The 23619-nt window shown below is 50.6% G+C and carries 22 protein-coding genes; 13 read left to right on the top strand and 9 right to left on the bottom strand.

What is annotated here, in order from left to right; translation table 11 throughout:
* Positions 1–22: 22 nt before the first annotated feature.
* Positions 23–2539: a GMC family oxidoreductase N-terminal domain-containing protein gene (locus D6024_RS11195; RefSeq protein ID WP_162944707.1), complete on the bottom strand. Its 2517-nt coding sequence runs from the start codon at positions 2537–2539 to the stop codon at positions 23–25.
* Positions 2540–2766: 227 nt separating this feature from the next.
* Between D6024_RS11195 and D6024_RS11190 the strand changes: the two genes are divergently transcribed.
* Together D6024_RS11190 and D6024_RS11185 are read left to right on the top strand one after the other, a co-directional pair.
* Positions 2767–3135, top strand: coding sequence for a group III truncated hemoglobin (locus tag D6024_RS11190; protein WP_121354672.1), 369 nt, complete (start codon positions 2767–2769; stop codon positions 3133–3135).
* A gap of 156 nt (positions 3136–3291) precedes the next feature.
* Positions 3292–4176, top strand: coding sequence for an alpha/beta fold hydrolase (locus D6024_RS11185; RefSeq protein WP_121354671.1), 885 nt, complete (start codon positions 3292–3294; stop codon positions 4174–4176).
* Positions 4177–4229: 53 nt separating this feature from the next.
* Here D6024_RS11185 and D6024_RS11180 read toward each other — a convergent pair whose 3' ends face one another.
* Positions 4230–6563 carry a M61 family metallopeptidase gene (locus tag D6024_RS11180; protein ID WP_121354814.1) on the bottom strand — a complete coding sequence of 778 codons (2334 nt, stop codon included), beginning with the start codon at positions 6561–6563 and terminating at the stop codon, positions 4230–4232.
* Positions 6564–6684: 121 nt separating this feature from the next.
* Here D6024_RS11180 and trxA point away from each other — a divergent pair, with 121 nt between their 5' ends.
* On the top strand, positions 6685–7059 hold the full coding sequence (trxA, locus tag D6024_RS11175) for a thioredoxin (protein ID WP_121354813.1): 375 nt from the start codon (positions 6685–6687) through the stop codon (positions 7057–7059).
* On the opposite strand, the gene D6024_RS11170 is transcribed toward trxA, so the two are convergent.
* The 3 genes from D6024_RS11170 to D6024_RS11160 form a co-directional block, all read right to left on the bottom strand.
* A complete protein-coding gene (locus D6024_RS11170) occupies positions 7056–7283 on the bottom strand; it encodes a hypothetical protein (protein ID WP_121354670.1) in 228 nt (75 codons plus the stop codon). The two genes, trxA and D6024_RS11170, sit on opposite strands and share 4 nt — an antisense overlap.
* On the bottom strand, positions 7283–7489 hold the full coding sequence (locus D6024_RS11165) for a hypothetical protein (RefSeq protein WP_121354669.1): 207 nt from the start codon (positions 7487–7489) through the stop codon (positions 7283–7285). The genes D6024_RS11170 and D6024_RS11165 overlap by 1 nt, the downstream gene beginning before the upstream one ends.
* 126 nt (positions 7490–7615) lie before the next feature.
* The gene (locus tag D6024_RS11160) at positions 7616–8692 is read right to left on the bottom strand and encodes a hypothetical protein (protein WP_121354668.1); all 1077 of its coding nucleotides are present in this window, start codon (positions 8690–8692) and stop codon (positions 7616–7618) included.
* A 293-nt stretch (positions 8693–8985) separates the two neighbouring features.
* Here D6024_RS11160 and htpG point away from each other — a divergent pair, with 293 nt between their 5' ends.
* Entirely contained in the window at positions 8986–10878 is a 1893-nt protein-coding gene (htpG, locus tag D6024_RS11150) for a molecular chaperone HtpG (RefSeq protein ID WP_121354666.1), read from the top strand.
* Positions 10879–10958: 80 nt separating this feature from the next.
* Here htpG and D6024_RS11145 read toward each other — a convergent pair whose 3' ends face one another.
* On the bottom strand, positions 10959–11183 hold the full coding sequence (locus D6024_RS11145; RefSeq protein ID WP_162944706.1) for a hypothetical protein: 225 nt from the start codon (positions 11181–11183) through the stop codon (positions 10959–10961).
* A gap of 120 nt (positions 11184–11303) precedes the next feature.
* Here D6024_RS11145 and D6024_RS11140 point away from each other — a divergent pair, with 120 nt between their 5' ends.
* Together D6024_RS11140 and D6024_RS11135 are read left to right on the top strand one after the other, a co-directional pair.
* Positions 11304–12572, top strand: coding sequence for a replication-associated recombination protein A (locus D6024_RS11140; RefSeq protein WP_121354664.1), 1269 nt, complete (start codon positions 11304–11306; stop codon positions 12570–12572).
* A 21-nt stretch (positions 12573–12593) separates the two neighbouring features.
* Positions 12594–13169, top strand: a complete 576-nt coding sequence (locus D6024_RS11135) for a GNAT family N-acetyltransferase (protein WP_121354663.1) — start codon at positions 12594–12596, stop codon at positions 13167–13169.
* Here the strand turns inward: D6024_RS11135 and D6024_RS11130 are convergent, their stop codons facing one another.
* Together D6024_RS11130 and D6024_RS11125 are read right to left on the bottom strand one after the other, a co-directional pair.
* Positions 13170–13886, bottom strand: coding sequence for a hypothetical protein (locus tag D6024_RS11130; RefSeq protein WP_121354662.1), 717 nt, complete (start codon positions 13884–13886; stop codon positions 13170–13172).
* Positions 13883–14944 (bottom strand): CapA family protein, encoded by a 1062-nt coding sequence (locus D6024_RS11125; protein ID WP_121354661.1) that lies wholly within the window; start codon positions 14942–14944, stop codon positions 13883–13885. Before D6024_RS11125 ends, D6024_RS11130 begins: the two co-directional genes overlap by 4 nt.
* 87 nt (positions 14945–15031) lie before the next feature.
* On the opposite strand from D6024_RS11125, the gene D6024_RS11120 reads away from it, so the two are divergent.
* The 7 genes from D6024_RS11120 (at position 15032) to D6024_RS11090 (ending at position 21566) form a co-directional block, all read left to right on the top strand.
* Positions 15032–16384 (top strand): M20/M25/M40 family metallo-hydrolase, encoded by a 1353-nt coding sequence (locus tag D6024_RS11120; RefSeq protein ID WP_121354660.1) that lies wholly within the window; start codon positions 15032–15034, stop codon positions 16382–16384.
* A gap of 8 nt (positions 16385–16392) precedes the next feature.
* The gene (locus D6024_RS11115; protein ID WP_121354659.1) at positions 16393–16848 is read left to right on the top strand and encodes a GNAT family N-acetyltransferase; all 456 of its coding nucleotides are present in this window, start codon (positions 16393–16395) and stop codon (positions 16846–16848) included.
* A 109-nt stretch (positions 16849–16957) separates the two neighbouring features.
* The gene (locus D6024_RS11110) at positions 16958–17902 is read left to right on the top strand and encodes a hypothetical protein (RefSeq protein WP_121354658.1); all 945 of its coding nucleotides are present in this window, start codon (positions 16958–16960) and stop codon (positions 17900–17902) included.
* 292 nt (positions 17903–18194) lie between these two features.
* Positions 18195–18740 (top strand): hypothetical protein, encoded by a 546-nt coding sequence (locus tag D6024_RS11105; RefSeq protein WP_121354657.1) that lies wholly within the window; start codon positions 18195–18197, stop codon positions 18738–18740.
* Positions 18741–18806: 66 nt separating this feature from the next.
* Complete coding sequence (locus D6024_RS11100; protein WP_121354812.1) at positions 18807–19640, top strand: DUF2911 domain-containing protein; 834 nt, start codon at positions 18807–18809, stop codon at positions 19638–19640.
* Between the two features lie 257 nt (positions 19641–19897).
* Entirely contained in the window at positions 19898–20644 is a 747-nt protein-coding gene (locus D6024_RS11095; protein ID WP_121354656.1) for a ferritin-like domain-containing protein, read from the top strand.
* A 31-nt stretch (positions 20645–20675) separates the two neighbouring features.
* A complete protein-coding gene (locus tag D6024_RS11090) occupies positions 20676–21566 on the top strand; it encodes a ferritin-like domain-containing protein (protein ID WP_121354655.1) in 891 nt (296 codons plus the stop codon).
* 110 nt (positions 21567–21676) lie between these two features.
* On the opposite strand, the gene D6024_RS11085 is transcribed toward D6024_RS11090, so the two are convergent.
* Positions 21677–23425, bottom strand: coding sequence for a sodium:solute symporter (locus D6024_RS11085; protein WP_121354654.1), 1749 nt, complete (start codon positions 23423–23425; stop codon positions 21677–21679).
* Positions 23426–23619: the final 194 nt, after the last annotated feature.

The following is a 23619-nucleotide window of genomic DNA, read 5'->3' as shown; positions in this document are numbered from 1 at the left end:
AAAAGAGTTTTGGTTTCAGTGATTAATCTTTCACCGGTTCGCGTTCGGGTGTAATGACTTTTACACCACCGGCGCCGGCACCGGCGTTTTCGGCCACAAACGGCACGGCGTAGTCGGCAAAGGTCATCACCGTGATCTGCGGATTTACACCCACAGCCGTTGGGAAAACCGATGCATCGGCGATGAACAGGTTTTCGTATCCATACACTTTTAGCTGTTCGTCCACAACGCCAATACTCTTGTCGCGGCTGAGAATATTGCCTCCCTGCGGGTGCCCCGTACCAAGGGTAATGTCACTGTTGTCTTTGATGTCGTATTTCATCCGCTTCAGGTCTTCGCCCGTCGCATACTCGTGGTAACGGAAGGTGTTGGGCATGACCGCTTCCGCACCGGCTGCCAGGTATATTTCCCCGGCCAGTTGCAGCCCGTCCAGCAGGGTATCGAAGTCTTTTTGTGTTGGCTGGTAACGCACTTCTCTTGCCGTAAGGCCGGCGATGCGCACCTCCGCATTGGAGTCGCTGCCAACCAGTACACCGGTACAGGCCATGCGGTTGTAACGGTGCATATTCTTCCAGTGGTCTTCCCACCAGCCCGGCATGATGGTACTCTGGAACATCGGCGGGTTAAACCAGGTTTCGAAAATAAAACCGCGGCTGGGATCGACTTGCAGGTAATGCGAGATCTGCAGCCCCTTGTAGGAGTTGATGATCTGTCCTTTTGGAAAGACGGCCGTCATGGGTGAGCCAACGTTGAAGGAAAGGCGTTTGCCGGCCCGTCCTGCGGCGATTCCCGACCGCTGCAAAAGAATGCTCGAAGAAACAGCACCGGCCGCCACGACAAAGGTTTTGCCCCGCACGTCAATCTTTCTTCCGTTGCGGAACCGCCCGATGAGCGACGTAATTTTTCCCCCTCTTGCTTTCAGCCTGATCACTTCGCACCCGGCGATGATCCGGAACTTATCGGCGCCGGCAAGCTTTTGTGCCTGGGGAAGGATGTTGCTAAGCATCGACAGCTTTTTCCCCCACCGGCAACCGATATTGCAATAGCCGCAGCCCACACATTGCCGGATGTTGGCCGAAACCGAATTGGCAACATTGGGCGCCGCATCCAGCCCGAGATTGTGAATGCCTTCGATGAATTTTTTTCCGCCGGGGTTCAGGTATTCTTCCCGCGACATGGTGTTGGGTGTGTTGTCGATCCGGCTCACGCCGATCATTTCATTCACGTGCTGATTGCACTGTTTGTAACGCAAAAGGTCCAGCCCGGCATCGATGCCGCCGCGGTCATTCCAGCGGTCCAGCACACTATCCGGCGTATCAAAACAGACGGCGTTGTTCACCACACTGGAGCCACCCACGGCACTGCCCTGGATCACCTGGAACCGGAAGTCGGCCGCCAGCTGCAGGGCCCCATCGGCGTACAGGCGTGATACCATGTCGATTTCGTCTTCGTTGAACTGCGAGGGATCGGTGTGTTCGCCACGTTCGATCAGCAGCACCGGCACGTTTTGCTCAGCCAGTCCTTTCGCCATCACCGATGCCCCCGGCCCGGTACCAACGATCACGACGCCATCCCAGTCGAGGGTATCAGTTTCCACGTCCTTTTCTGCAAGCACTTGCAGGGGCTGATTGTTTTGGTATGGCAAATCTTCCAGCCGCTTTTTGGAGTCGGCCCGTTGCGAAAACGGCTCATAGCCGATAGAGGCATGCACCCGCGGGTCGTTGTAATATCCCATGAAGCAAAGCTGTTTTCCCATCCGGATCATGGCCTGCACCAACATGCGCAAAACGGGTGGCGCCATCCGCAGGGCCACGTCCTGGTAAAAATGCCGTTCAAGAAACGCTTTCCGGTCTTCCGGCCGCATGTACGACGTTGCCGGTTTCAGAAAGAAAAGCGGGTAAAGTTCAATTCCAACCAGCGACAGTTTGCTCACCCATTTTGTTTTGCCCAAAAAGGAACTCATGTAACGATCGACGTTCAGGGCCACTTCGCGATCCGTGATCAGCTCCTCGTCGCCCTCAATGAGTACATCCGAAAGAGCCTGCAAGGTGCGGAACTGCATAGGCGTAAAAAATTGCAGGCCGTACCGGGCTTTTTGCGCCTTGTTGTACAGGACGATCAGGATCCCGTTCAAGACCGCATCGAAAAGCGACGAATACAACAACATGGTTTTAATGGAAAGGGTGCTATTGCCCACCTGCATGACGTAGTTGTTTTTTGCAGTCAGGATCAGGATAACACCCGACACAACAGCCAGGCACATCACCACCATGATGGCTTCCACCGTCACAAGAAAGCGCCGCACGTCCCCGGCCGCCACAAAGCAAAGGGCGGCAAACAGTCCCATTTTAATCACGGAGTTGTTGGCAAAAGCCGGGTCGATAAGGAAAGGATAGGGTTTTAAAAAAGCGGGCAAAAGACCGATGGCCGGCAGCAGGTAAACCAGCACGCCGCCCACATAAATAAAAAACAGAAGTCGCAGGTAAGATTTCAGGTTTCGTTCCTGTGCGGTTAGCAGAAAGTGTTTTTGCGAAGCCATGAGCATGAATTGAAGTGTTTACAAAAGGCCTCAAGGGTGCGCCGGTTTTCACAAGGGATAGACAGATTAAATATAAATTTTATTCAGCGAAACGGCCATCCTTTACCGGAAGAAGTTTCGCACAACGCAGCTGTTAGGTTTTCGTCAAAATTTGTCCAACCTGACAACAATCACGTATAGTTTGAGCGAAAGGGTGCAGATTTGCCCGCTTTGGAGGATACCCACGCATGAGAGACATAGAAAACCTGGATGACATTCGCACATTTGTCGATGCCTTTTACGGGAAAGTGCGGAACGATAACCTGCTTTCGCCGGTGTTTGATTCAAAAATTCCTGCTGCAGCCTGGCCCGCTCACCTGCAACGGATGTATGCCTTCTGGAATGCCATCCTTTTTGCCGAACGGGGATTCGACGGCAATCCCATGCAAAAGCATTTGTCGCTGCCGATTGAAGAAAAGCATTTCTCGCAATGGCTGGCACTTTTCCGGGCAACCATCGACGAAAACTTCAGCGGGCCCAAAGCAGAAGAAGCAAAACAGCGGGCCCGGTCGATTGCGCAGATCATGAATTTTAAAATCGATTCGCTTCGTGCCTGATAAGGTGTGCCCTTTTTCTTTCTCAAATTATAGAACTCAGCAAGAGGACTGTTCAAAATCGGCCCTTGCCTTCTTGTGTAAACGGTAAACAAAGTTCCTGCTTTGCCTACGGAATAATTTTCGCTGCCTGACGTATTGATCGCAAAAACGAAAACGATGAAATACATTACAGCAAAAGATTCCGCTACAGGCGAAGACGTGCAGATTTCCTATAAAGATTACGGCAAGGGCCGGCCCGTCGTTCTCATTCACGGCTGGCCACTTAGTAAAGACATGTGGGAATACCAGATCGATGACCTCGTCAATGCCGGCCTGCGGGTGATTAAATACGACCGCCGTGGCTTTGGTAAAAGCGACAAACCCTGGGATGGTTATGACTACGACACGCTGACAGAAGACCTCCATGCTTTAATGGAGAGCCTGGATTTACGCAATGCCGTGCTTGTTGGCTTTTCCATGGGAGGCGGTGAAGTGGCACGTTACATTAGTCGCTACGGAACCGACCGGGTTTCCAAAATTGTTTTGGTCAGTTCCGTCTTGCCTTACCTGGCAAAAGCCAACGACAACCCGGACGGTGTGGACCAGTCGATCTTTGCAGAAATGATGGAGCAGATGACAGAAGACAGGATCGCCTTTTTGGATGATTTCGGCAAAAAATTCTTTGGGGTAACCCTGCTGAGCAAACCAGTCAGCGCACCCTTGCTGGACTACTACCGCAGCCTTGCCGCTGTTGCCTTGCCGAGGGCCACACAACAATGCGCCCTGTCGTTTGCCAATACCGATTTTCGGGCAGACGTGGAACGCATCACGCTTCCCACGCTGATCATTCATGGTGATGCCGACCAATCCGTGCCCATTGAAGCCAGCAGCCATCGCACGGCAGAAATGATTCCGAACGCCCAGTACAAGGTATATGAAGGCGCACCGCATGGACTGTTTTACACCCACCGCAAAAAATTGAACGAAGACCTGATTGCATTCAGTCTCGAAAACGCCAATGCGACAACCGGCGTAACACGGTCGCAAACCACTTCCCTGTAAAAACATAAAAAGCCCGGTAATCACACCGGGCTTTTTAATTATTCAAATCGTTTTTATTTTTTGATCATCGTGGAAGGAATTGGCGTTTCCTTTCCTTCGTTCTGCCAAACCAATTGCGAAATCCACCAACGGCCCTCGGCCTTCACCAAGGTAAAATAGTTGATACCGCGTTGCTCCACCTTCGCTCCCGGAGCAAAGCGGTATTGATAGGCCGACCGCACATGTGCCAAGTTGCCAAACTCGGTAACATCCCTGCCGAGTTCTTCCTCGTAAAAACCCTGTTGTAAAAAATGGGGCGCATTGTTGCGCTGGTATTCGGCCGGCGTAAACGAACGGAACACCGTCGTGCCATTGGGTCGCTGCATCGAGGCACCCATCCGTGCTTCGGGTAAAAACAAGCTGTAAAAACGTTGCCAGTTGCGGGCACCGGCCGGGCCGCTGATGACCTCGTACGTTGCTTTGAGCAAGGCGTCGATCGAGGCCACATCGGCTGAATTGGCTTCGTAGGTTGCTGCCAATTCCGGCTTGGCTGGTGTCAGCCAGGCTTTGCGCACCAGCTCCTGTTTTTTGGACGGTGACGGGATGAATTCCAGTTTATTTTTTTCCGTGGTTGTGACCATGGTTACCACTCCGCGCAAGGTCATCGGTTCTTCTTTTCCTTCGGCATTCAGTCGTCCCACTTTTACTTCGAAAGGCTCGCCTTCTTTCAGCACCTTGCGCAGGCTGTCTATCACAAGGCCAAAGTTGGTTGGGGTGATGGATGCCCCGTTGAACGCATATAAAACATCGCCGGTGTGATACCCCAATTTCTGTCCAAACTCATTCAGTTTCGAAGACTTGCCAACGACCAATTGTCCTTTGTCATTAACGTCGGCCGAGAAGCCACCGAAACTCATGGTTTTATTTTCCGATACGGGTGAGAATTTCACGCCGGCCAGGCCAAAGTAGTAGTCGTAGGGAATGGGCTCGCCGCCGTGTACATGCTTCAGTAAAAACGCCTTGATCTCCGGGTAGGTCAGTTTGCCGATTTCATCGAACAGGGAATCATCGTTGAAATAGCGCTCCTTGCCAAACCGGATGCCAAGATCGTAAGTAAGGTTGCGAAGACCGTAGTTTCCATCCGACAGGTGCAGCAGGTAGACGTCGAGCACCGCCGCAATAAGAGCGCCTTTTTCATACACGTTGTTGTATTCGTCCTTGTATTTACCGGCGCTTTCCTTGCTCATCGTGGTGAACGAAAGCGTGTCGTTGAATTGCGTTCGCGAATTTGTAATTTTTTCCGAAAGCTTGTCAAGGAATTGCTGCGGCGTGTTGAGACCGTATTTTACCTGTACGTGGTGAGCCGTGTATTCGGTAACGCCTTCGTAAAGCCAGAGGTGTTTGGACAACACAGCTTCATTAAAATTAAATTCTTTGACTTCCTTCGACGAGATGGTCAGCGGCGTAATGATGTGAAAAAATTCATGCGCAGCGATGTCGACGAGCCTGTCTTTCATCTGCGCCGGCTCTGCCTCGAAAAGGTAGTAAAACGAAGACGTGTTGTGTTCCAGTGCACCACCCAGTCCGTAAGGAAACGAGTGATTGGCAGCCCTGTCGCGGAAGTAAAAAAGAAAAGCGTAGCGATCCGTGGGCAATTTCCCACCGAGGTAATTTTTGGCGGCCAGCAGCAGGTCGTTCATCCAGCCGGCCATCTCTTTGGCGTGGAGCTTATGGTTGGGTGAAAATACCGAAACCAATACCTGCGCATTGCCAACCTGCACGGTCGCCGTATCGGGCCGGGTATACATGATTGGCGAGTCGTAAAGCTCGTCCAGGTTGTCTACGCGGAAGACATCCTGCGACGGCGTCGTGTGTTGCGGCACCAGCGCCGTAGCGCCATAAAACTGCGAGGGCTTTTGTACAGTGACCTCAAACGGCAATTTATTGAGTCCATCGATAAAGCCGAATACACCCGGTGTATGCAACACGTACACACTGTCTTTTTCAAAGTCGGTGGCGGCCATCGGGTACACGTTGTGTTTCTGGCGTGTATCGAAAATATCTTCAACTGTATAGCTAATCCTTGCCAGGGCTGCTGCGCCGCTGATCTTCCACTGGTTTTCGCCCTGTTTGGTTACGGCCAGCGCTTTACCCGCTTTGTCGAACGCTTTTACATTGCTGATAAATTTCCCGTAATCGCTGATGGCGTAGGTACCGGGAATGATCTTTGGGAAAGCAAAAACAGCCGTTGCGCCTTTTACCCGGGGCGTCAGCAACTCCACCTGTAATTTATCATCGGTCAGCTTGTTCAGATCGACGCTGTACCGGTAACTGTCCTGGGCATTAGCCAGGCCGGTAAAAAGCAGGAAAGGCACCAAAATGGCTCTGAAGAAAAATTGCGAAAACATTGTGCAGATAAATTTGTGCAAACTTAACAGCATCGAACTGTTTTCCGGCTTCGCTGAAACGAAGAGGTTGCCGCTCATGGAATTTCACTGGCCTGATTCTGGTACAGGAAAAAAGAAAAGAATGGCCACAATTCAATTAACAGCCGACGGATTTAAAGAGAACATCTTTGATTACGCGAAAGAAGAAAACTGGAAATACAAGGGCACACTTCCGGCCATCATTGATTTTTATGCCGACTGGTGTGGGCCCTGCAAGGCCGTTGCCCCTGTACTGGAAGAGTTGTCGAAGGAATACGAAGGACGGGTACTAATTTACAAAATCGACACCGACAAGGAATCAGAATTATCCATGTTATTCGGAATCCAAAGTATTCCGACACTCCTGTTCATTCCCATGGAAGGTGCGCCGATGATGCAGAAAGGTGCGATACCAAAAAAGACGTTTCAACAGGTTATCGAAGAAAGACTCCTTACAACGGCAGGTAAAGAAAGCTAGTCGGCTTGTATATTGACGTCATCGGTACTTTCACCCGGTGACTCATGTTCGTCTTTCAGGATGATGCCGATGGTTTCGTCGCAGTTGGGACAATGAACTTCTTTGTTACCAACAACGCCGAAAAAGTCAATCACCACGGCATCATAGCCCTTTCCTTTCCACTGGCAATTAGGGCAATGGAGATCCTGCTCTTCAAACGTGGATTCTTTGTATTCCGGTAACATCAGTCGTTGTTTTTGGATGCGGCCTGTCGGCCTTCTTTCAATCCTTCTTCCCACTCCCTGCGGCGATCCTGCTCTTCCTTTGTATGGCTCGTGCGTTCGTCACCTGAATGGTTTTCATCCCTGCTTTCTTCATCCAAATAATTCATGTGTTTATCGCGGTTGGCTTCCGCCGGCACATCCAAATGCCTGTCAATGTTTTTGTCCATCATTTATTTTTTTCCGGTCACCAAATTTTTGAAACAATACAATACACGGTCAGTCCCCTACTGTATTGTACAACCATGAAAAAAAGAACCCAGCATCCGCCGGGTTCTTTTTTGTAAAACGAATTCTTATTGCTGTTCGTTATTCGTATTGTCTGTTGAAGGCTTTGACTTCACTTTCAACTGGCCATTCTTGGTCTTGATCTTGTCAATCGAGCCGTCGGCATGCTTCACTTTTACTTTTGTTTTTTCCTTGTTCGCATCGCTATTGTTCATGTTAGAGTCCGTGCTGCTGCTCATGGTTTCATTACCGGTTGAGGGCTGTGCATTCATGGAGCCACTGCTATCCATGGCTGCATTGTTCTGCATGGAGTTCATGCCGGTGCTGTCTTCTGTTCTCCAAACATCCGCTACGGTCGCACCGTTATCATCCAGGTATTGCATGTTCAATTGTCCATTCTGGATCAAACCTACCTGGTAAGCACTGTTACCGCTGTTGGTTTTTACCATACCAATTGAATACAGGTTGGTACCATACTTCTGGATTGCATTGTTAATGATGTTTTCCGGCACATAGGTATGAACAACCGGCAGTACCAGCGCATAACCATCACCGCGTTTGCTGTAATAGTATTGCCAGAGGCGGCCATTGCTCAAGTAATGCGTATGGAACCAGTCGCCGTATTGGTTCCAGCTAAACTGGTTGTTGGCTCCAGTTGGAAAATCCTGGTTGAAACGCATTTGAACATTGGCAGGCAGGTTGGCAACGGCCGTGCCACCATAAGCACTGTAAGAACCAGTTGAATTCAGGGCGCCATTGGCAGCTGTATTGTTCATGTTGCTGCTGTTGTTCAGATTTGCGTTGCCAGTGGGATACACACTGCCCATGTTCTGCCAGTTACCGTAGTTGTTCCAGCTATAAGCCGGTGCTGTTTCCGGAGTCCAGGAAGTGCTGGCACTAACGCCGTTCCAGTTGCCTGTTGCAGAAGGCGCCCCTGTGGGCCGGACAGTGTCAGTGGCCATGCTGCTCGTTGTTGTAGATGGATCAGTGGGTGTTGAAGTCGGTTGTGTAGTTGTCGGCTGCGTTGTTGTCGGAGCCGTAGTGGGATTTGTTGTGCTTTGATTTGTCGGATTGGTCTGCGTGTTTTGCGCAAACACCGACATAGTACCTCCTACCAGGAGCATCGCCAGAAACGTCTTTTTCATATTTCGTGTTTTTTTGTTAGCAATGAAAAAATTTCACGTTCTCCAATGCAACTAGTATGCCCACAAATGCCAGAAGTCGATTTGTATAGAAAATTTTTTTTAGAAAAATTAACTGCAATTTGTTCAGGTCGCTGTCGTTCTGTGGCGGTTTTCCGACTGCCGGTTTGTTTCGCAGGTGACTGAAAAACAAGCGAAAAAGCCCTTTTGCTGTCAATGTGGCAATTACCTTTACACTGGAACAGGCATTGATAGTGGAAAGGCTGTTCAAAAATCATTTTTACAAATAATCTATTATGGTACAGGAAAAAGGAACGATATCCATTCACACGGAGAATATTTTTCCCATCATTAAAAAATTTCTTTACTCCGATCACGAGATTTTTTTGCGGGAACTGGTAAGCAATGCCGTTGATGCCACGCAAAAAGTAAAGCGTCTCTCTTCTCTCGGGCAATACAACAAGGAGCTGGGAAACCTGCAGATTGAAATTTCGCTGGACGAAACAGCCAAAACCATCACGGTGTCTGACCGTGGAATTGGAATGACAGCCGAAGAGATCAAAAAGTACATCAACCAGATTGCGTTTTCCGGCGCGACGGAGTTCATGGAAAAATTCAAGGAAGCCAAAGACGCCAATGAGATCATCGGCCGTTTTGGTCTTGGTTTTTATTCCGCTTTTATGGTAGCGGATAAAGTGGAGATCCAAACCCTCTCCTACCAGGAAGGCGCCGAGCCGGCCCGCTGGGTTTGCGATGGCAGCACCGAGTTTGAGATTACCGAGGGCAACAGAACAGAAAGGGGCACCGATGTCATCCTGTACATCAATAGCGAAAACGAAGAGTTCCTCGACAAATGGAAGCTGCAGGGCATCCTCGAGAAATACTGCAAGTTCATGCCTGTGCCCATCAAGTTCGGCACCAAGACAGAACACGAAGAAGATGGCGTAGACGAAGAAGGAAAGACGAAGTTCAGGGATGTGGAAGTGGACAACATCATCAACGACACCACGCCCATCTGGACCAGGCAGCCTTCTGAATTAAAAGATGAAGACTACCTGAAATTTTACCGCGAACTCTATCCGATGTCGGAAGAGCCGCTGTTCTGGATTCACCTGAACGTTGATTACCCTTTCCATCTGACCGGCGTACTTTACTTCCCCAAGGTGAAGAATGATTTTGAGCTGCAAAAAAACAAGATCAAACTTTTCTCCCGCCAGGTCTTCATTACCGACGAAGTCAAGGATATCGTGCCGGAATTCTTAATGCTGCTGCACGGTGTGATTGACTCACCGGACATTCCGCTGAACGTCAGCCGTTCCTTTTTGCAGGCCGACAGCAACGTGAAAAAGATCAACAGCTATATCACCCGCAAGGTGGCCGACAAGCTCAACGAACTCTTCCGAAAAGACCGCAAGGCTTATGAGGAAAAATGGAAAGACATTGGCTTGTTTGTGAAGTACGGCATGATCACCGAGGAGAAGTTTTACGAAAAGGCAAAGGACTTTGCGCTCCTCACCAACACCAAAGGCGAACATTTTACCCTCGAAGAATACAACGCCAAAGTGAAGGATTTTCAAACCGACAAAAACGGCACAGCCATCTATCTCTACACCATCGACGCGGAAAAGCAGCACAGCTACATCGTTACGGCCGAAAAGCGCAATTACGATGTGCTGGTGATGGACATGCCGCTCGACAACCACTTAATGCAGCAACTGGAAATGAAGCTGGAAAAAGTTTCCTTCAAGCGGGTGGATGCCGACGTAATGGACAAGCTGATCGAAAAAGACGATGCACAAACGCACCAGCTCACGGAAGACGAAACCAAAAAGGTGAAAGAAGTTTTTGAGAAGGCGATCGGCAACGGTCACATGAAGGTAGAAGTGGAAAGCCTTTCGTCCGAAGAAATGCCGGTGACCATTACCATGGAAGAGTGGATGCGCCGCATGAAAGACATGGCCCGTATGGGCGGTGGCGGTATGGGCTTCTACGGCAACCTGCCCGACAGCTACAAGGTTACCATCAACGCCAATCACAAACTGGTAACAAAGATTCTCCAGAGCGATGAAGCACACGCCACGCAACTAGCAAAGCAGGCCTTTGATTTGGCGCTTCTTTCGCAAGGCATGCTGAAAGGCGCCGACCTGACGGCATTTGTCGAGCGGAGTGTAAAGGTTTTTTCTGAGTAAGGAAATCTGACAAAGGCAAATTCAAACGTCAAAATTCAAAGCTAAACACAGGGAAGCTTTTGAATTTTGACGTTTGTTTTTTACAGGTAGCGAAAAACACGTTCGCGGTATTTTTCCAGGTCTTCCAGTGTATCCATTGCATCGAATTTATTGATCTTGCCGGAGGCCTCTTTTCTTACCAGGATCACTTTTGCGCCGTTGACGACAGCGCTTTTTGCACGGGTAAAGATTGTTTCCAGTTCATCGACATTGCGGATGGTCTGCAATTCTTCAACCTGTGCCACATTGATGGTATAATCGTTCATAAAGTCGTATGAAGAGCGCAAAGTAAATGCAAGCGCATCTTCCGGGCAAATCCGTAATATGCAGAACCATTCCTGCTTCACGAGAGCCCACTTTACCTTTGACCTTCGAATTTTTTACATATGCAAACAGCAGCTCCCCTGGCGGAACGCATGCGTCCGCAAACCCTTGATGAACTGGTAGGCCAGCAGCACCTCACCGGCAAAGGCAGTATTTTGCGGTCGGCGATCGAGAGAGGCAAAATCCCGTCGCTTATTTTATGGGGTCCGCCGGGTACGGGCAAAACCACCATTGCCAACATCATCGCCCACACGCTGAACGTTCCGTTTATCCAGCTCAGCGCCATCAGTTCCGGCGTAAAAGACGTTCGGGAGGCCATTGCAGCAGCCCAGGAAGAAAAAGGCACCATCCTGTTTATCGACGAAATTCACCGCTTTAACAAGGGCCAGCAGGATGCATTGTTAGGGGCTGTTGAAAAAGGAATTGTTACCCTGATCGGTGCAACCACGGAAAACCCTTCTTTTGAAGTCAACAGCGCCTTATTAAGCCGCTGCCAGGTATACGTGCTGAAGCCGCTGGAAGTGGACGACCTCGTGCAGCTTCTTCACCAGGCAATGGAAAAGGACGAGTGGCTGCGCACAAAAAAGATCGAGCTCAGGGAAACCGAAGCACTCATCCGCTTGTCCGGCGGTGATGCACGAAAGCTGTTGAACTTGTTTGAAATTGTTGTTGACGCCCAACCAGAAGATGCAACAATTATCATAACCGATGAGGACGTGTTGAAAATCGCCCAGCAGCGCATTGCCCTTTACGACAAAAGCGGCGAGCAGCACTACGACATCATTTCGGCTTTTATCAAGTCCATGCGGGGCTCCGATCCAAACGGCGCCATCTACTGGCTGGCCCGCATGATAGAGGGCGGTGAAGACGTAAAATTCATTGCACGGCGCATGGTGATCTTTGCTGCCGAAGACATCGGCAACGCCAATCCCACCGCTCTGGTTCTTGCCAACTCCTGTTTCGAAGCGGTGAACAAGATCGGCTACCCCGAGTCGAGGATCATCCTTGCGCAATGTGCTACTTACCTGGCCTCCTCCCACAAAAGCAATGCATCCTACATGGCCATTGAAGAAGCATTGGACATGGTCAGAAAGCAGGGTGATTTGCCGGTACCGCTGCACATCCGCAATGCGCCGACGGGACTCATGAAGCGAATGGGCTATGGCAAGAACTACAAGTATGCCCATAGCTATGAAAAGAATTTTACCGAGCAGGAATTTTTACCCGACGCAATCAAAGGCACTACTTTTTACGATCCGGGCAAAAACCCGCGGGAAGACGAGCTGCGTCGCTTTTTAAAAAGCCTTTGGAACAACAAATACGGCTACTGACCCTTTCATTTTGTACAAGCCATGGTCCATTATAAACGTGCTGAATCGGACGAAGAACTGAAAGCCATTTTGCAATTGCAACGGGAGAATTTGCCGTCGGCACTCAGCAGGGAAGAAAAAAGCGCACAGGGCTTTGTAACCGTTGAACACAGCGAAGCACAGTTGAAGACGCTGAATGAAATTGAACCGCACATCATCGCAAAAGATGACGACTACGTGATCGCTTACCTCCTCGTCATGACAGCGGAGTCCGCAAATGAAATTCCAATCCTGCAACCGATGTTTGAGCTGTTCGGTCATGTACCTTTTGCCGGCAGGACGGTTTCCGATTTTCACTATGTGGTTGTGGGTCAGGCCTGCGTGTCCAGGCCATACAGGGGCAAAGGCGTTCTTGACGCATGTTACGCGTATTACCGAAAATCGCTGCAAGGCCGCTACGATTTTGCGGTCACGGAAATTGCCGCCACCAATCTTCGTTCGCTTCGTGCACACGAGCGGATCGGTTTTACCGACATCCACCACTATACTGCGCCGGATGGCATTGAGTGGGTCATGGTCGCCTGGAACTGGAAGCTACTGGCCAGCGATGGCAGATGATTAGACCAACAGTTGGGACGTTGCCAGTACAATCCCGTCGATGTTTTGCGAAAGTTGCTTCATGCGGTAGATCCGTTCAGTGGCATCATCCTCCCGCTGATCGGGCGGACAAACAAAGTCGCCCTGAAACAGGTCAATCTCCATCCCAAGGCGATGAGCCATGACAAACAGGAAGGGTCGCCATCCCCAACCGCAATTTTCCGGCAGGGCATCGAGACAGGAAAGAAGGCGACTGGAAAAAAGGAAGGGCCCGTAGCAATAATCAGTTACGTTCCCTGTAATCTCTGCGCAGCAGTTGTTGATTGTCGTTTCCGTCATTTGCTGGAAAGGAGGAAATGTCGACAGCGCCTGGGGCGTACGCGATGCCAGCACGACACCTGTCTTCTCCCCCGCTTGTTTTGTTGCCAGCAGTTGCGGCAAATGGTTACGGAAAAAAGCAAGTTTATCCGGCTCGGTATAAAATATGGTTTGAGCGCCGGACCGTACGGCCTTCGTTACGCTGTTCTTCACCTGCGGCCACAACCCTTTTGACTGGCTTACCTGGACCTGCGGCATCGATCGCAACTCCCGGGTAAATGCACCGGAAGAACCACCGTCGGTCACGAACAGGGGCAACCCGAAAGCTGTTAGCTCCCTGATCGCCGAAAGCAACAGGACTTCTTCTGCAGGGTTCCTGGCCCAGGTAATAGTGGCAATAGCGGTAGGGGGAATCGTCATGTTGCCTGTTTCTCTTTCTTTTTTGGCCTGTGCCTGATGGCACCGTCTGAATGAATGACCAGCGACGATTCGGGAAAATCCTGCGCCGTCAACGCCCTGATTCTTTGCACAACGGCCCCGGACGAATCCAGCCGCGGCCGGCCGGCGCCAACCTGCCGGATCGGAATGATCTGCCCCTTTAGGAACTGTCCTTTTTTGTCGACATAAACTTTCACGATCGGCGCAATACCGGCATCGCCTTTCAAACTAAACTTGCCATAGGTGGCAAAATTGCCCATGCTGTATGCAATGAACCGACCCTTGTACAGGTCTATGGCCCGCGACACATGCGGCCCGTGACCAAACACGACGTCGGCGCCGGAGTCGATCACTACCCTCGCAAAGCGGTACACATCCCCCCTGTTTTCGCCCAAAAACCACTCGGGTTGCCGGGGCACATGCTGCTTGTCCGCGCCTTCGGCACCACCGTGAAACGAAACCACCACGATGTCGCAAAGGCGGCTCAGTGTCGCGACGATCCTACCTGCCGATTTATAGTCGTTGATATCCTGTGTGCCCTTGTTGGGTGCAAAGGCCGCAATGCCGTATTTCACGCCGTTTTTTTCCACGATCGTGTAGGGCTGCTTTACGGTGCCGCAGGCGGCAATGCCCGCTTTTTGCAAGGCGGCCACGGTTCGCACCCGTCCTTCCTCACCAAAATCACCGCTGTGGTTATTGGCCACGCTCATCACCGAAAAGCCGGCACTTTGCAGGTGGGCGGCGTATCGTTCCGGTGTTTTAAACGCAAAACACCGCGTTGTGTCGGCACAGGTTTTCGGCACGCCGGTACCGTCGAACAAAGCCCCTTCGTAATTGCCAAAGGTCAGGTTGGCCTTTTTAAGGTAGGGTGTCACGGCTGTCAATACACCCTGGCCGTCGCCGGGGGGCAGGGAATTGCCGGGGTATGTCGTGCCCAGCATCACATCGCCCACACCGACAATGGCGATGCTTTCCGGTCTCTTTTGCGCAAATGGCGAAAGAGCAAGGCAAAGAAGGGCAAGTAAAAAAGACTGTCTCATCAGGGATCTGCAAAAGTTTAAAATTAAAAATAGAAGAAAAGCGCCAAAGGCAGCGAGTCCTTAATTTTAGCACCCTAAAATTTACGCATGAGAAAACTGTTGGTGTTCGTTATTGCCGTCCATGGATTCGCTGTTACTGCTTTGGGGCAAACAGTTGTGCAACGAGACCCGGAAATTGAAAACATGGTCAAAGAAGTGTCGGCCGACTCGCTGCAATCCTACATCAAAACGCTGGTTGCTTTCGGCACACGAAATACGTTGAGCACCCAAAAAGATTCCAAACGGGGAATTGGTGCAGCCAGAAACTGGGTATTGAGCCGCTTCAGCCAGTTTGCCAAAACATCGAATGGCCGCTTAACTGCCCTGATCGATACAACGACCTATGGTCCCGACGGCAAGCGGGTTGATTCTGCCATTAACCTCGGAAACGTGGTAGCTACGTTGAAAGGCACCGACCCTGCCGACAACCGCATTTTTATCATCAGTGGTCATCTGGACAACATGCGCACCAGTGTAATGGATAGAACCGGCGATGCACCCGGCGCCAACGACGATGGCAGCGGCACAGCCGCCGTGCTGGAATGTGCCCGTGTGATGAGCCGTCACAGTTTCCCGGCAACGGTGATTTTCGTCGCTGTCAGTGGCGAAGAGCAGGGGCTGCTGGGAGCAAATTTCATGGCAAACAAGGCAAAAAAAGAGGCCTGGAACATCGAGGCTGTGCTGAACAATGATATCATGGGCAGCAATAATTCCAGCCAAACCAACATTATAGACAACACCCGGATTCGTGTGTTCAGTGAGGGCCTGCCGGCATTTGAACTGGACAAGGCCGGCAAGGCGATCCGGCAACTGGGACTGGAAAATGACGGGAAGGCAAGGCAACTGGCCCGCTACGTGAAAGAAGTGGGCGAACGCTATGTTGACAACCTGCAGGTGGTGATGATCTATCGCAACGACCGGTTTCTGCGCGGCGGCGATCACACTCCCTATGTCGAGAATGGCTATGCCGCTGTGCGCATCACCGAAATGAATGAAAATTATTATCACCAGCACCAGAATGTTCGGATGGAAAACGGCATTCAATATGGCGACCTGCCGCAGTTCATGGACTTTGAATACCTGCGCAAAAACACGGCGATGAACCTGAGCAATCTTGCCAATTTGGCCAAGGCGCCATCCATGCCGCAGGACGTAAAAGTGGACGTAAAAAACCTGACAAACTATACGGTCCTCAGCTGGCAGGCACCCAAAACAGGGAAGGCGAAAGGCTATTATATTTTGATGCGGGAAACGACCAGCCCTGTCTGGCAAAAGAAAATTTTTACCACCGAGACACAGGCGCAACTGCCCTACTCAAAAGACAACTATTTTTTTGCTGTGCAGACGGTGAATGAAACCGGCAACGAAAGCCTGCCGGTTGTTCCGGCACCAAGCCGTTAATCCAGTTTATGATGCATACCGATTGGATCTTAAAAAAATTTGAGGTATTGACTCCGTTTGAGCTCTATGCCATCCTGCAGCTTCGAAACGAAGTTTTCGTGGTGGAGCAGAACTGCGTTTTCCAGGACGCCGATGATAAAGACCAGGTGTGCTACCACCTGATGGGAATGACCGGCAACAAACTTGTCGCCTACACACGGTTGGTGCCTCCCGGTGTCATTTACCCTGAAATTTCCATCGGAAGGGTTGTTACTTCACCGGCTGTGCGCCGCCATGGCGCCGGCCGCGAACTGATGACAACGTCCATCGATACCTGCTACCGGTTATTTGGCCAGGGGCCGATCAGGATCGGGGCGCAACTTTACCTCAAACGCTTTTACGAGTCATTCGGCTTTCAGCAGGTCAGCGAGGTTTACCTGGAAGATGGTATCGAGCACATTTACATGCTAAAACAACCATCGTAGATCTACGACGCACAAGTACTGAGAATTCAATGATTCTTTACGAGTTGCTTGTAAATTAATTAGTGGGCGGTTACTTTCGTTTAGTAATCCAAACGAAAATCCAAATCCCATGAGAACAATTGTACACGCAATCCGTACAGTCTTCCTCATAACCTTTGTTTCCTTTTCCTTTTTGTCCAATGCACAATCGGTCGCCTATCGCAATGTGGAGGTCGGCGTTGGCCTCGGCCCGCTATTTTTTCTTGGCGACCTGGGTGGCAACTACGGAAAGGGAACGACATTGGTGAAAGACGTGAACCTCTCGCTGACCAAGCTTTGCAAAGGCTTTTACCTGAATTATTACCCCGTCGACTGGTTCGGCTTTCGCCTTGCCTTTAACTCGGGACAGCTGGAAGGTGCCGACAGCCTGATCAGCGATAAAGGCGGTTTTGAAACATTCCGGAAAGCACGGAATTTGCATTTCCGCTCCACAATGACAGAAGGATACGCCGCCATCGAACTTTACCCGACGGTTTTCATGGAGCAATACGACGGGCTTGCCGGCAAGCTTCGCCCTTATGGGCTGATTGGTATAGGATTTTTCAAATTCAATCCGCAGGCAGTATACTACGCACCCAACGGCACGCAACGCTGGGTAGACCTTCAGCCCCTGCACACCGAAGGCCAGGGAATGGCTGAATACGCCGGGCGGACACCGTACAGTCTTACACAAAGAGAAGTGCCCATGGGTTTTGGTGCCAAGTACTACCTGACTGACCAGATGTATATCGGCCTCGAAGTGCTTCACCGCAAAACCTTTACCGACTATATCGATGATGTGAGCTCGACCTACATCGATCCCGCTTTGTTTGACAAATACCTGACGCCGGAAAACGCTACGGTAGCAAAGCAGGTTTATTACCGCGGCTATAGCTCCAATTCCCGTCCCGACAACGGCGAACAGCGTGGCCAGCAGCGAAACAACGACTCGTTCTTTTCGACGCTCGTGCGCTTTGGCTGGCGCCTGCCGAACGAATCGTCAACGCCGATGCAAATGCGCTGCCCCAAATTTTAAATTTTTAAACACACTCCAATAAAAGCAGGGACCGAATAAAATCCAATTCCCGGCTGAATGCCTAATCCGTACGCTATTCTATTGGTGTAAAACGATTTTGTTCAGGCTCCCTGCCTCTTTATTGGAACGACTGGTTTCTCTGACCATACGATTCATTCCCGGCCCGCAGAACTGGAAAATACGTGCCATCTGACACCTGAAAAGGCCCCTTGGCCATTGGCAGATTCACGGCATCACTTCCTTTTTGCGGGTTTTTATTTGGGGACAACCCGCCTGCTCGTTACCTTTTCGCATGCGTTGGAGCTCTCTTGTTTTTTCGTGCACCTTTTCAATTTTCCTTGCCGGCTGCCACTCGCCTTCTGCACCATCCGGCGAACCGCTGGATTCTTTTCCGAATCTGCAGACCAACAGCAAGGCAACCATCCTGAATGGCATCATTGTACACGAAGCCGGCGGCCTGACCATCGCCCGGGCTTATCTCTCCAATGCCAATGGTAATTTACTTCCTGCCGGCAACACGGTCGCCGGCGGCGATACGGTTTGCCTGAACCTTGTTGTTGCACAGGGATGGATCGCGGAAAACGGCCAGGTGGCGTTGGGCGCCCGTCAATCCATCGTGACCGGTCAGGGCGAGCCGGTTCTCTCTTCACCCGATCTTTTTAACGGTACAAAAGTCGGCGAATCGCAGGCGGGGCATGTGCAGTTGAAAGCAGTCATCACCCAACCACGTTCGGATACCCAATCCTATCTTGTGCGCTACAGGGTGTGGGACAAAAACGGAACCGGAGACGTACGGGGAAGCTACCGTTTGCACCTGGCAGCAAGCAGCGAAGAATAAGGCCCGCTTCTCACAAACTTTCAGATGAACAACACAATGTTATCTTTGAAAAAATCTTTCAATCATATGATCCGGAAATTGACTCTCGCTTTGCTATGCTGCGCCTTTCTTTCAGCGACAGAAGCACAACAACTTCGAACACCCGCTCCCAGTCCCACGCAAACCATTCAACAAGATTTTGGCATTTCGTCCATGCAATTGATCTATTCCCGTCCCGGCATGAAAGGCCGTAAGATTTTCGGCGACCTGGTGCCGTTTGGGAAAGTATGGCGTACCGGCGCAAACGCCGCCACCCGCATCAAATTCAACGATGATGTGCTGATCGGCGGGCAGCCCCTCAAGGCCGGCGAATATGCACTCTATACCATCCCCGGCGAAAACGAATGGGAAGTGATCATCAACAAGGGTTCTGCCAACTGGGGCACCGAATACAAACAGGAAGACGACCTGTTGCGCACAAAGGTTAAATCCCTCAAACTGAACGACCCTGTAGAAACCTTTACCATGCAGTTTGATAATGTTAAACCAGCTTCAGCAGAACTGAAAATAATGTGGGAGAAAACGGCCGTAGCTGTACCCATTACCACCGATATCGACAGCAAGGTGATGGCACAGATCGACAACCTGATGAACAAGGACAACCGCCCTTACTTCAATGCGGCCATGTATTATATGGAATCAGGAAAAGACCTGAACCAGGCTGTTAGCTGGTTCAACAAAGCAATTGAGCAAAATCCAAACGCCTACTGGATCTATCACCAGAAAGCGAATGCCCTGGCCAAACTGGGAAAGAAAGACGAAGCCCGGCAGACTGCTGCCAAATCAATGGAACTGGCCAAAGCACAAAAGAACGACGACTATGTAAAACTGAATGAAAAGCTTTTGGAACGCTTGAAATAACCGGTCAACAACCTTTTTAAAAAGAACACTTCCAACAGTGTTCTTTTTTTTTGCGCCAAACTTTCTACAGTTGCTAACGAACACAGCTAGACGTTGTTTAAGCTTTATCATTTTGCGGAATCAATCATGCCACAAGAACTTTTTTTTGACTCTGTAAATCCAGCGGCATGACTCTTTTCGTAACTCTTTGAAATGATTGGCTACAGGCAAACAGTCCCTCACCACGGAAACTTTTTTTTCACCCTTAAACAGACAGTATGGACATTTTGAAACGCTCAGAAAAACAGGATGAGCATTCCCTCCTCAGCGACTTGTCGCAACAAGAACTCTCCCGCAGAAAATTCCTCCGTTTTTCGGGCCTTGTCGGTGCATCGGCCGTAGTGGTTGGCGGCGCCGGATTAACAGGCTGCAAAAAAGACGACGACAGCAGCAGTAACGGTACCAACTTAGGCAGCGGCGATGTAGGCATCCTGAATTATGCGTATGCGCTGGAGCAACTGGAAGCTGCTTTTTACACCCAGGTGGTGGCAAATGGAAGTTTCACAACCAACTTTAGCGCCCTGGAACAGGAGTACATCAAAGACGTACGCGACCATGAAATTGCCCACCGCGAATTTTTCAAAGCGGCCCTCGGCAGCAATGCCATCCAGGCACTGGAAGTCGATTTTTCAAGCATTGATTTTTCCAACCGAAGCAGTGTGCTGACAACAGCCAAAACATTTGAAGATCTGGGTGTAGCAGCGTACAACGGTGCCGGCAAATTATTGGTAAGTACGGATTACCTGACCATCGCCGGCAAGATCGTTTCGGTGGAGGCACGCCATGCGGCCCTGTTCCGCGACCTCCTCAGCAATGGTTCGTTTGCAGACTTGACCTCGCTGCAGCCGCTGGGTGCCGACAACGCCAAAGGACTCGACGCGGCACTGAACCCGCCGGATGTGCTGGCAGCCGCTTCCAGCTATATTAAAACAAAAATCAACGCCAGCAATTTGCCCACCTCCTAATCCCTTTTCTTCAACATCTAAACACGAAACAATGAATATTCAAAATATTATCTCTGAAATTGAAAACGTTGATCCGGAGGTTTACGAGCGGTTGGATAGCCGCCGGCATATCATGAAACGCTTTTCGTTTATCGGGAAAACACTGGCTCTTGCCGCCGTGCCCACAGCACTGGGCTCGATGCTGAATAAGGCCTATGGACAAACCACCGATGACGTTAAAGACGTTCTCCTCTTCGCTTACCTGCTCGAAAACCTCGAAGCGGAATTTTACAAGCGGGTAGTTTCCACGTTTGCCACCAACGGCGTACCTGCTGGTGCTGCACAAGGCGCCATGACCACCATACGTGACCACGAAGTTGCACACGTTAACTTCCTGAAATCTGTCCTGACATCACTCGGCGTGACACCACCAACGTACACTGCCGCATCGTTCGACTTCTCCGGTGGCAAGGGTTCCGGCACGGGACCTTTTGCCACGGCATTTACCAATAATTATGCAGTGCTGCTGGCAGTTGCACAAACCTTTGAAGACACAGGTGTCCGCGCCTACAAAGGACAGGCACCGCGGCTGATCAACAACAACGATGTATTGCAGGCCGCCTTGCAAATTCATTCGGTGGAAGCCCGCCATGCTTCGCACATTCGCCAGATGCGTCGTAACCTAGGGCAACTGATTCCAGCCGGCGTGCTGCTTCAGCCCTGGATTACGCAGGCGCAAAGCGGGATCGACGCGGGGAATTCCAGCGTCAATGCAGCGATCCAGCTTAGCTACAACGGCGAGAATGCCACCACGCAGGCCAGCGTTCCCATCACGAACATCGGCGGACAAATGATCGCTGCCAACGAGGCGTCGGAAGCATTTGACGAGCCGTTGACAAAAGCCGAGATCACCGCAATTGTCAATCCGTTTTTAGTGGGTTAATGCACACAATATTGATCTATGAAAAAAGGTGATGCATCTGCATCACCTTTTCCATTCAAGGCATTCACCGAAAAAAAATGAAACGTTGCCGGTATAGCATCGTAAGTCGGTTATGATACCGTTACTGTTTTCCGGCGCAACGCACCCGGTTGAAGCAAAACCTGCAGCAAAACGGAAAGAAGGACCACACCAATGGCGCCGATCGCGTTCAGCCATAAAAAACTAATGTCCGGAAGTTGACGCAAAGGCCCGATACTGTTTTTGAAAAACAGCGCGACGACAAAAGCTTCGACCAGCAGCGCCGCCACGAACGTAGCCGTGCCCTTTACAGTTTTCAGGTAAAAGGCCACTAAAAAAATTCCCAGGATCACACCGTAAAAAAGAGACCCGAGTATATTGACGGTCTCGATCAGGCTTTGTCCAAGATTGTGGGCAAATTCAGCCACCAGCACCGAAAAAGCGCCCCAGGCAAACGTGTACCATTTTGCAATCCGGTATTCATCCACCGGCTGGCTCTGCCGCCCAAACCGTTGCTGAAAATCCACTACTGTGCTTGCTGCCAGCGAATTCAGGGCAGCAGCAATCGAACCCCAGGATGCGAGGAAAATAATTGCGATCAGCAGGCCTTTCAACCCTTTGGGCAAGTAATTTTTGACGAAAGAAAGAAAAACAAAATTGGCATCCTCGCCTTTTCGATCCACTGCCTTTTGCGCCAGTTGCCGAAACGACTGGCGGTAGCTTTCGCTTTGGGCGGTCAGTTGTTGAAAGCGAACTATACCTGTGTCGTTACTTTCTTTTCTTTGCAACGCACGAACATAGTCCTGCGCCGCTGCCTGCTTTTGCACATTCACGTCGGCATACTGCTTTTGCAACTGCTGCAGGGAGTCGCGGTACGGCGATGCCGCGACATCATTCACGAGGGTTTCGTCGAACGAAAGCGGCATCGGCGCAAACTGGTAAAACGCAAAAACAAGCACACCAATCAGCAAAATGCAAAACTGCATGGGCACCTTCACCAAGCCATTCATCAGCAGGCCCAGGCGGCTTTCACGGTTGTTTTGAGCCGTTAGATAACGACCCACCTGCGAGTGATCGGTACCGAAATAAGAGAGGGCCAGGAAAAAGCCGCCAATCAGTCCGCTCCAGATGTTGTAGCGGTCGTTCCAGTTGAAACCGTCTTGCGTTACCCCCGACGTGATCACGGCCGTCTTTCCTGCCTTTCCGCTCAGGTGCAAGGCTTCGGTCAAACCCACACCGGGTGGCATCAGGTGAACAACCATGTAACCGGCTGCCGCCATGGCTGCGAAGATGAGGAGCAGTTGTATTTTTTGCGTATGCGCAACGGCCCTGGCACCACCGCTCACCGTGTAGATGATCAGCAGTCCGCCCATCACCATGTTGACCCAGAACACCGGCCAGCCAAACAGCGAGGAGACAATAATGGATGGCGCATAAATGCTGATTCCTGTGGACAGTCCGCGCTGCAGTAAAAACAAAAACGATGTCAGCGTTCGCGTTTTGTTATCGAACCGTTTTTCGAGAAACTCGTAGGCGGTGTAGACTTTCAACCGGTTGAAGATCGGAACGAAGGTGATGCAGATAACCACCATCGCCAGCGGTAAACCAAAATAATATTGCACAAAGCGCATCCCGTCGGCAAAGGCTTGTCCCGGGCCGGAAAGAAAGGTGATTGCACTGGCTTGCGTTCCCATGATACTTAACAGCACGATATACCAGGGCAGGTCGCGATTGGAAAGAAAATAACCTTCCAGGTTTTTGGTGGTGCGGCTCTTGTACAGACCATACAAAACGATCCCAAGGAGCACGGCAATGATCACAAGCCAATCGGTAGCGGTCATGAAAAGGTTTTGGTAAAGCGGTAGAATAAAAATAGGAGCAATAAAAGAAAAAGAATCACAATTATGTACCAGGCGCTCCAGCCTTTGAACAGCGGTGGTTTATCTTGGTTCTGTTTCATACTCTGAAAAAATTGGGAACCTCTTACCTACCCGAAAGGCAGTTCCCTAAATGGCGGGCCGGCTCACAATCCGGC

Source organism: Flavisolibacter nicotianae (assembly GCF_003628535.1).
GTDB classification, from domain to species: domain Bacteria; phylum Bacteroidota; class Bacteroidia; order Chitinophagales; family Chitinophagaceae; genus Flavisolibacter; species Flavisolibacter nicotianae.
This window is presented reverse-complemented; position numbering and strand designations above follow the sequence as displayed.

Coding starts and splice junctions, on each gene's coding strand:
- D6024_RS11085 (WP_121354654.1), bottom strand. CDS start 23,425: ATGACCGCTACCGATTGGCTTGTGATCATTGCCGTGCTCCTTGGGATC.
- D6024_RS11140 (WP_121354664.1), top strand. CDS start 11,304: ATGCAAACAGCAGCTCCCCTGGCGGAACGCATGCGTCCGCAAACCCTT.
- trxA (WP_121354813.1), top strand. CDS start 6,685: ATGGCCACAATTCAATTAACAGCCGACGGATTTAAAGAGAACATCTTT.
- D6024_RS11145 (WP_162944706.1), bottom strand. CDS start 11,183: ATGAACGATTATACCATCAATGTGGCACAGGTTGAAGAATTGCAGACC.
- htpG (WP_121354666.1), top strand. CDS start 8,986: ATGGTACAGGAAAAAGGAACGATATCCATTCACACGGAGAATATTTTT.
- D6024_RS11195 (WP_162944707.1), bottom strand. CDS start 2,539: ATGGCTTCGCAAAAACACTTTCTGCTAACCGCACAGGAACGAAACCTG.
- D6024_RS11110 (WP_121354658.1), top strand. CDS start 16,958: ATGAGAACAATTGTACACGCAATCCGTACAGTCTTCCTCATAACCTTT.
- D6024_RS11090 (WP_121354655.1), top strand. CDS start 20,676: ATGAATATTCAAAATATTATCTCTGAAATTGAAAACGTTGATCCGGAG.
- D6024_RS11135 (WP_121354663.1), top strand. CDS start 12,594: ATGGTCCATTATAAACGTGCTGAATCGGACGAAGAACTGAAAGCCATT.
- D6024_RS11180 (WP_121354814.1), bottom strand. CDS start 6,563: ATGTTTTCGCAATTTTTCTTCAGAGCCATTTTGGTGCCTTTCCTGCTT.
- D6024_RS11185 (WP_121354671.1), top strand. CDS start 3,292: ATGAAATACATTACAGCAAAAGATTCCGCTACAGGCGAAGACGTGCAG.
- D6024_RS11130 (WP_121354662.1), bottom strand. CDS start 13,886: ATGACGATTCCCCCTACCGCTATTGCCACTATTACCTGGGCCAGGAAC.
- D6024_RS11120 (WP_121354660.1), top strand. CDS start 15,032: ATGAGAAAACTGTTGGTGTTCGTTATTGCCGTCCATGGATTCGCTGTT.
- D6024_RS11115 (WP_121354659.1), top strand. CDS start 16,393: ATGATGCATACCGATTGGATCTTAAAAAAATTTGAGGTATTGACTCCG.
- D6024_RS11105 (WP_121354657.1), top strand. CDS start 18,195: ATGCGTTGGAGCTCTCTTGTTTTTTCGTGCACCTTTTCAATTTTCCTT.
- D6024_RS11125 (WP_121354661.1), bottom strand. CDS start 14,944: ATGAGACAGTCTTTTTTACTTGCCCTTCTTTGCCTTGCTCTTTCGCCA.
- D6024_RS11095 (WP_121354656.1), top strand. CDS start 19,898: ATGGACATTTTGAAACGCTCAGAAAAACAGGATGAGCATTCCCTCCTC.
- D6024_RS11170 (WP_121354670.1), bottom strand. CDS start 7,283: ATGTTACCGGAATACAAAGAATCCACGTTTGAAGAGCAGGATCTCCAT.
- D6024_RS11100 (WP_121354812.1), top strand. CDS start 18,807: ATGATCCGGAAATTGACTCTCGCTTTGCTATGCTGCGCCTTTCTTTCA.
- D6024_RS11160 (WP_121354668.1), bottom strand. CDS start 8,692: ATGAAAAAGACGTTTCTGGCGATGCTCCTGGTAGGAGGTACTATGTCG.
- D6024_RS11190 (WP_121354672.1), top strand. CDS start 2,767: ATGAGAGACATAGAAAACCTGGATGACATTCGCACATTTGTCGATGCC.
- D6024_RS11165 (WP_121354669.1), bottom strand. CDS start 7,489: ATGGACAAAAACATTGACAGGCATTTGGATGTGCCGGCGGAAGCCAAC.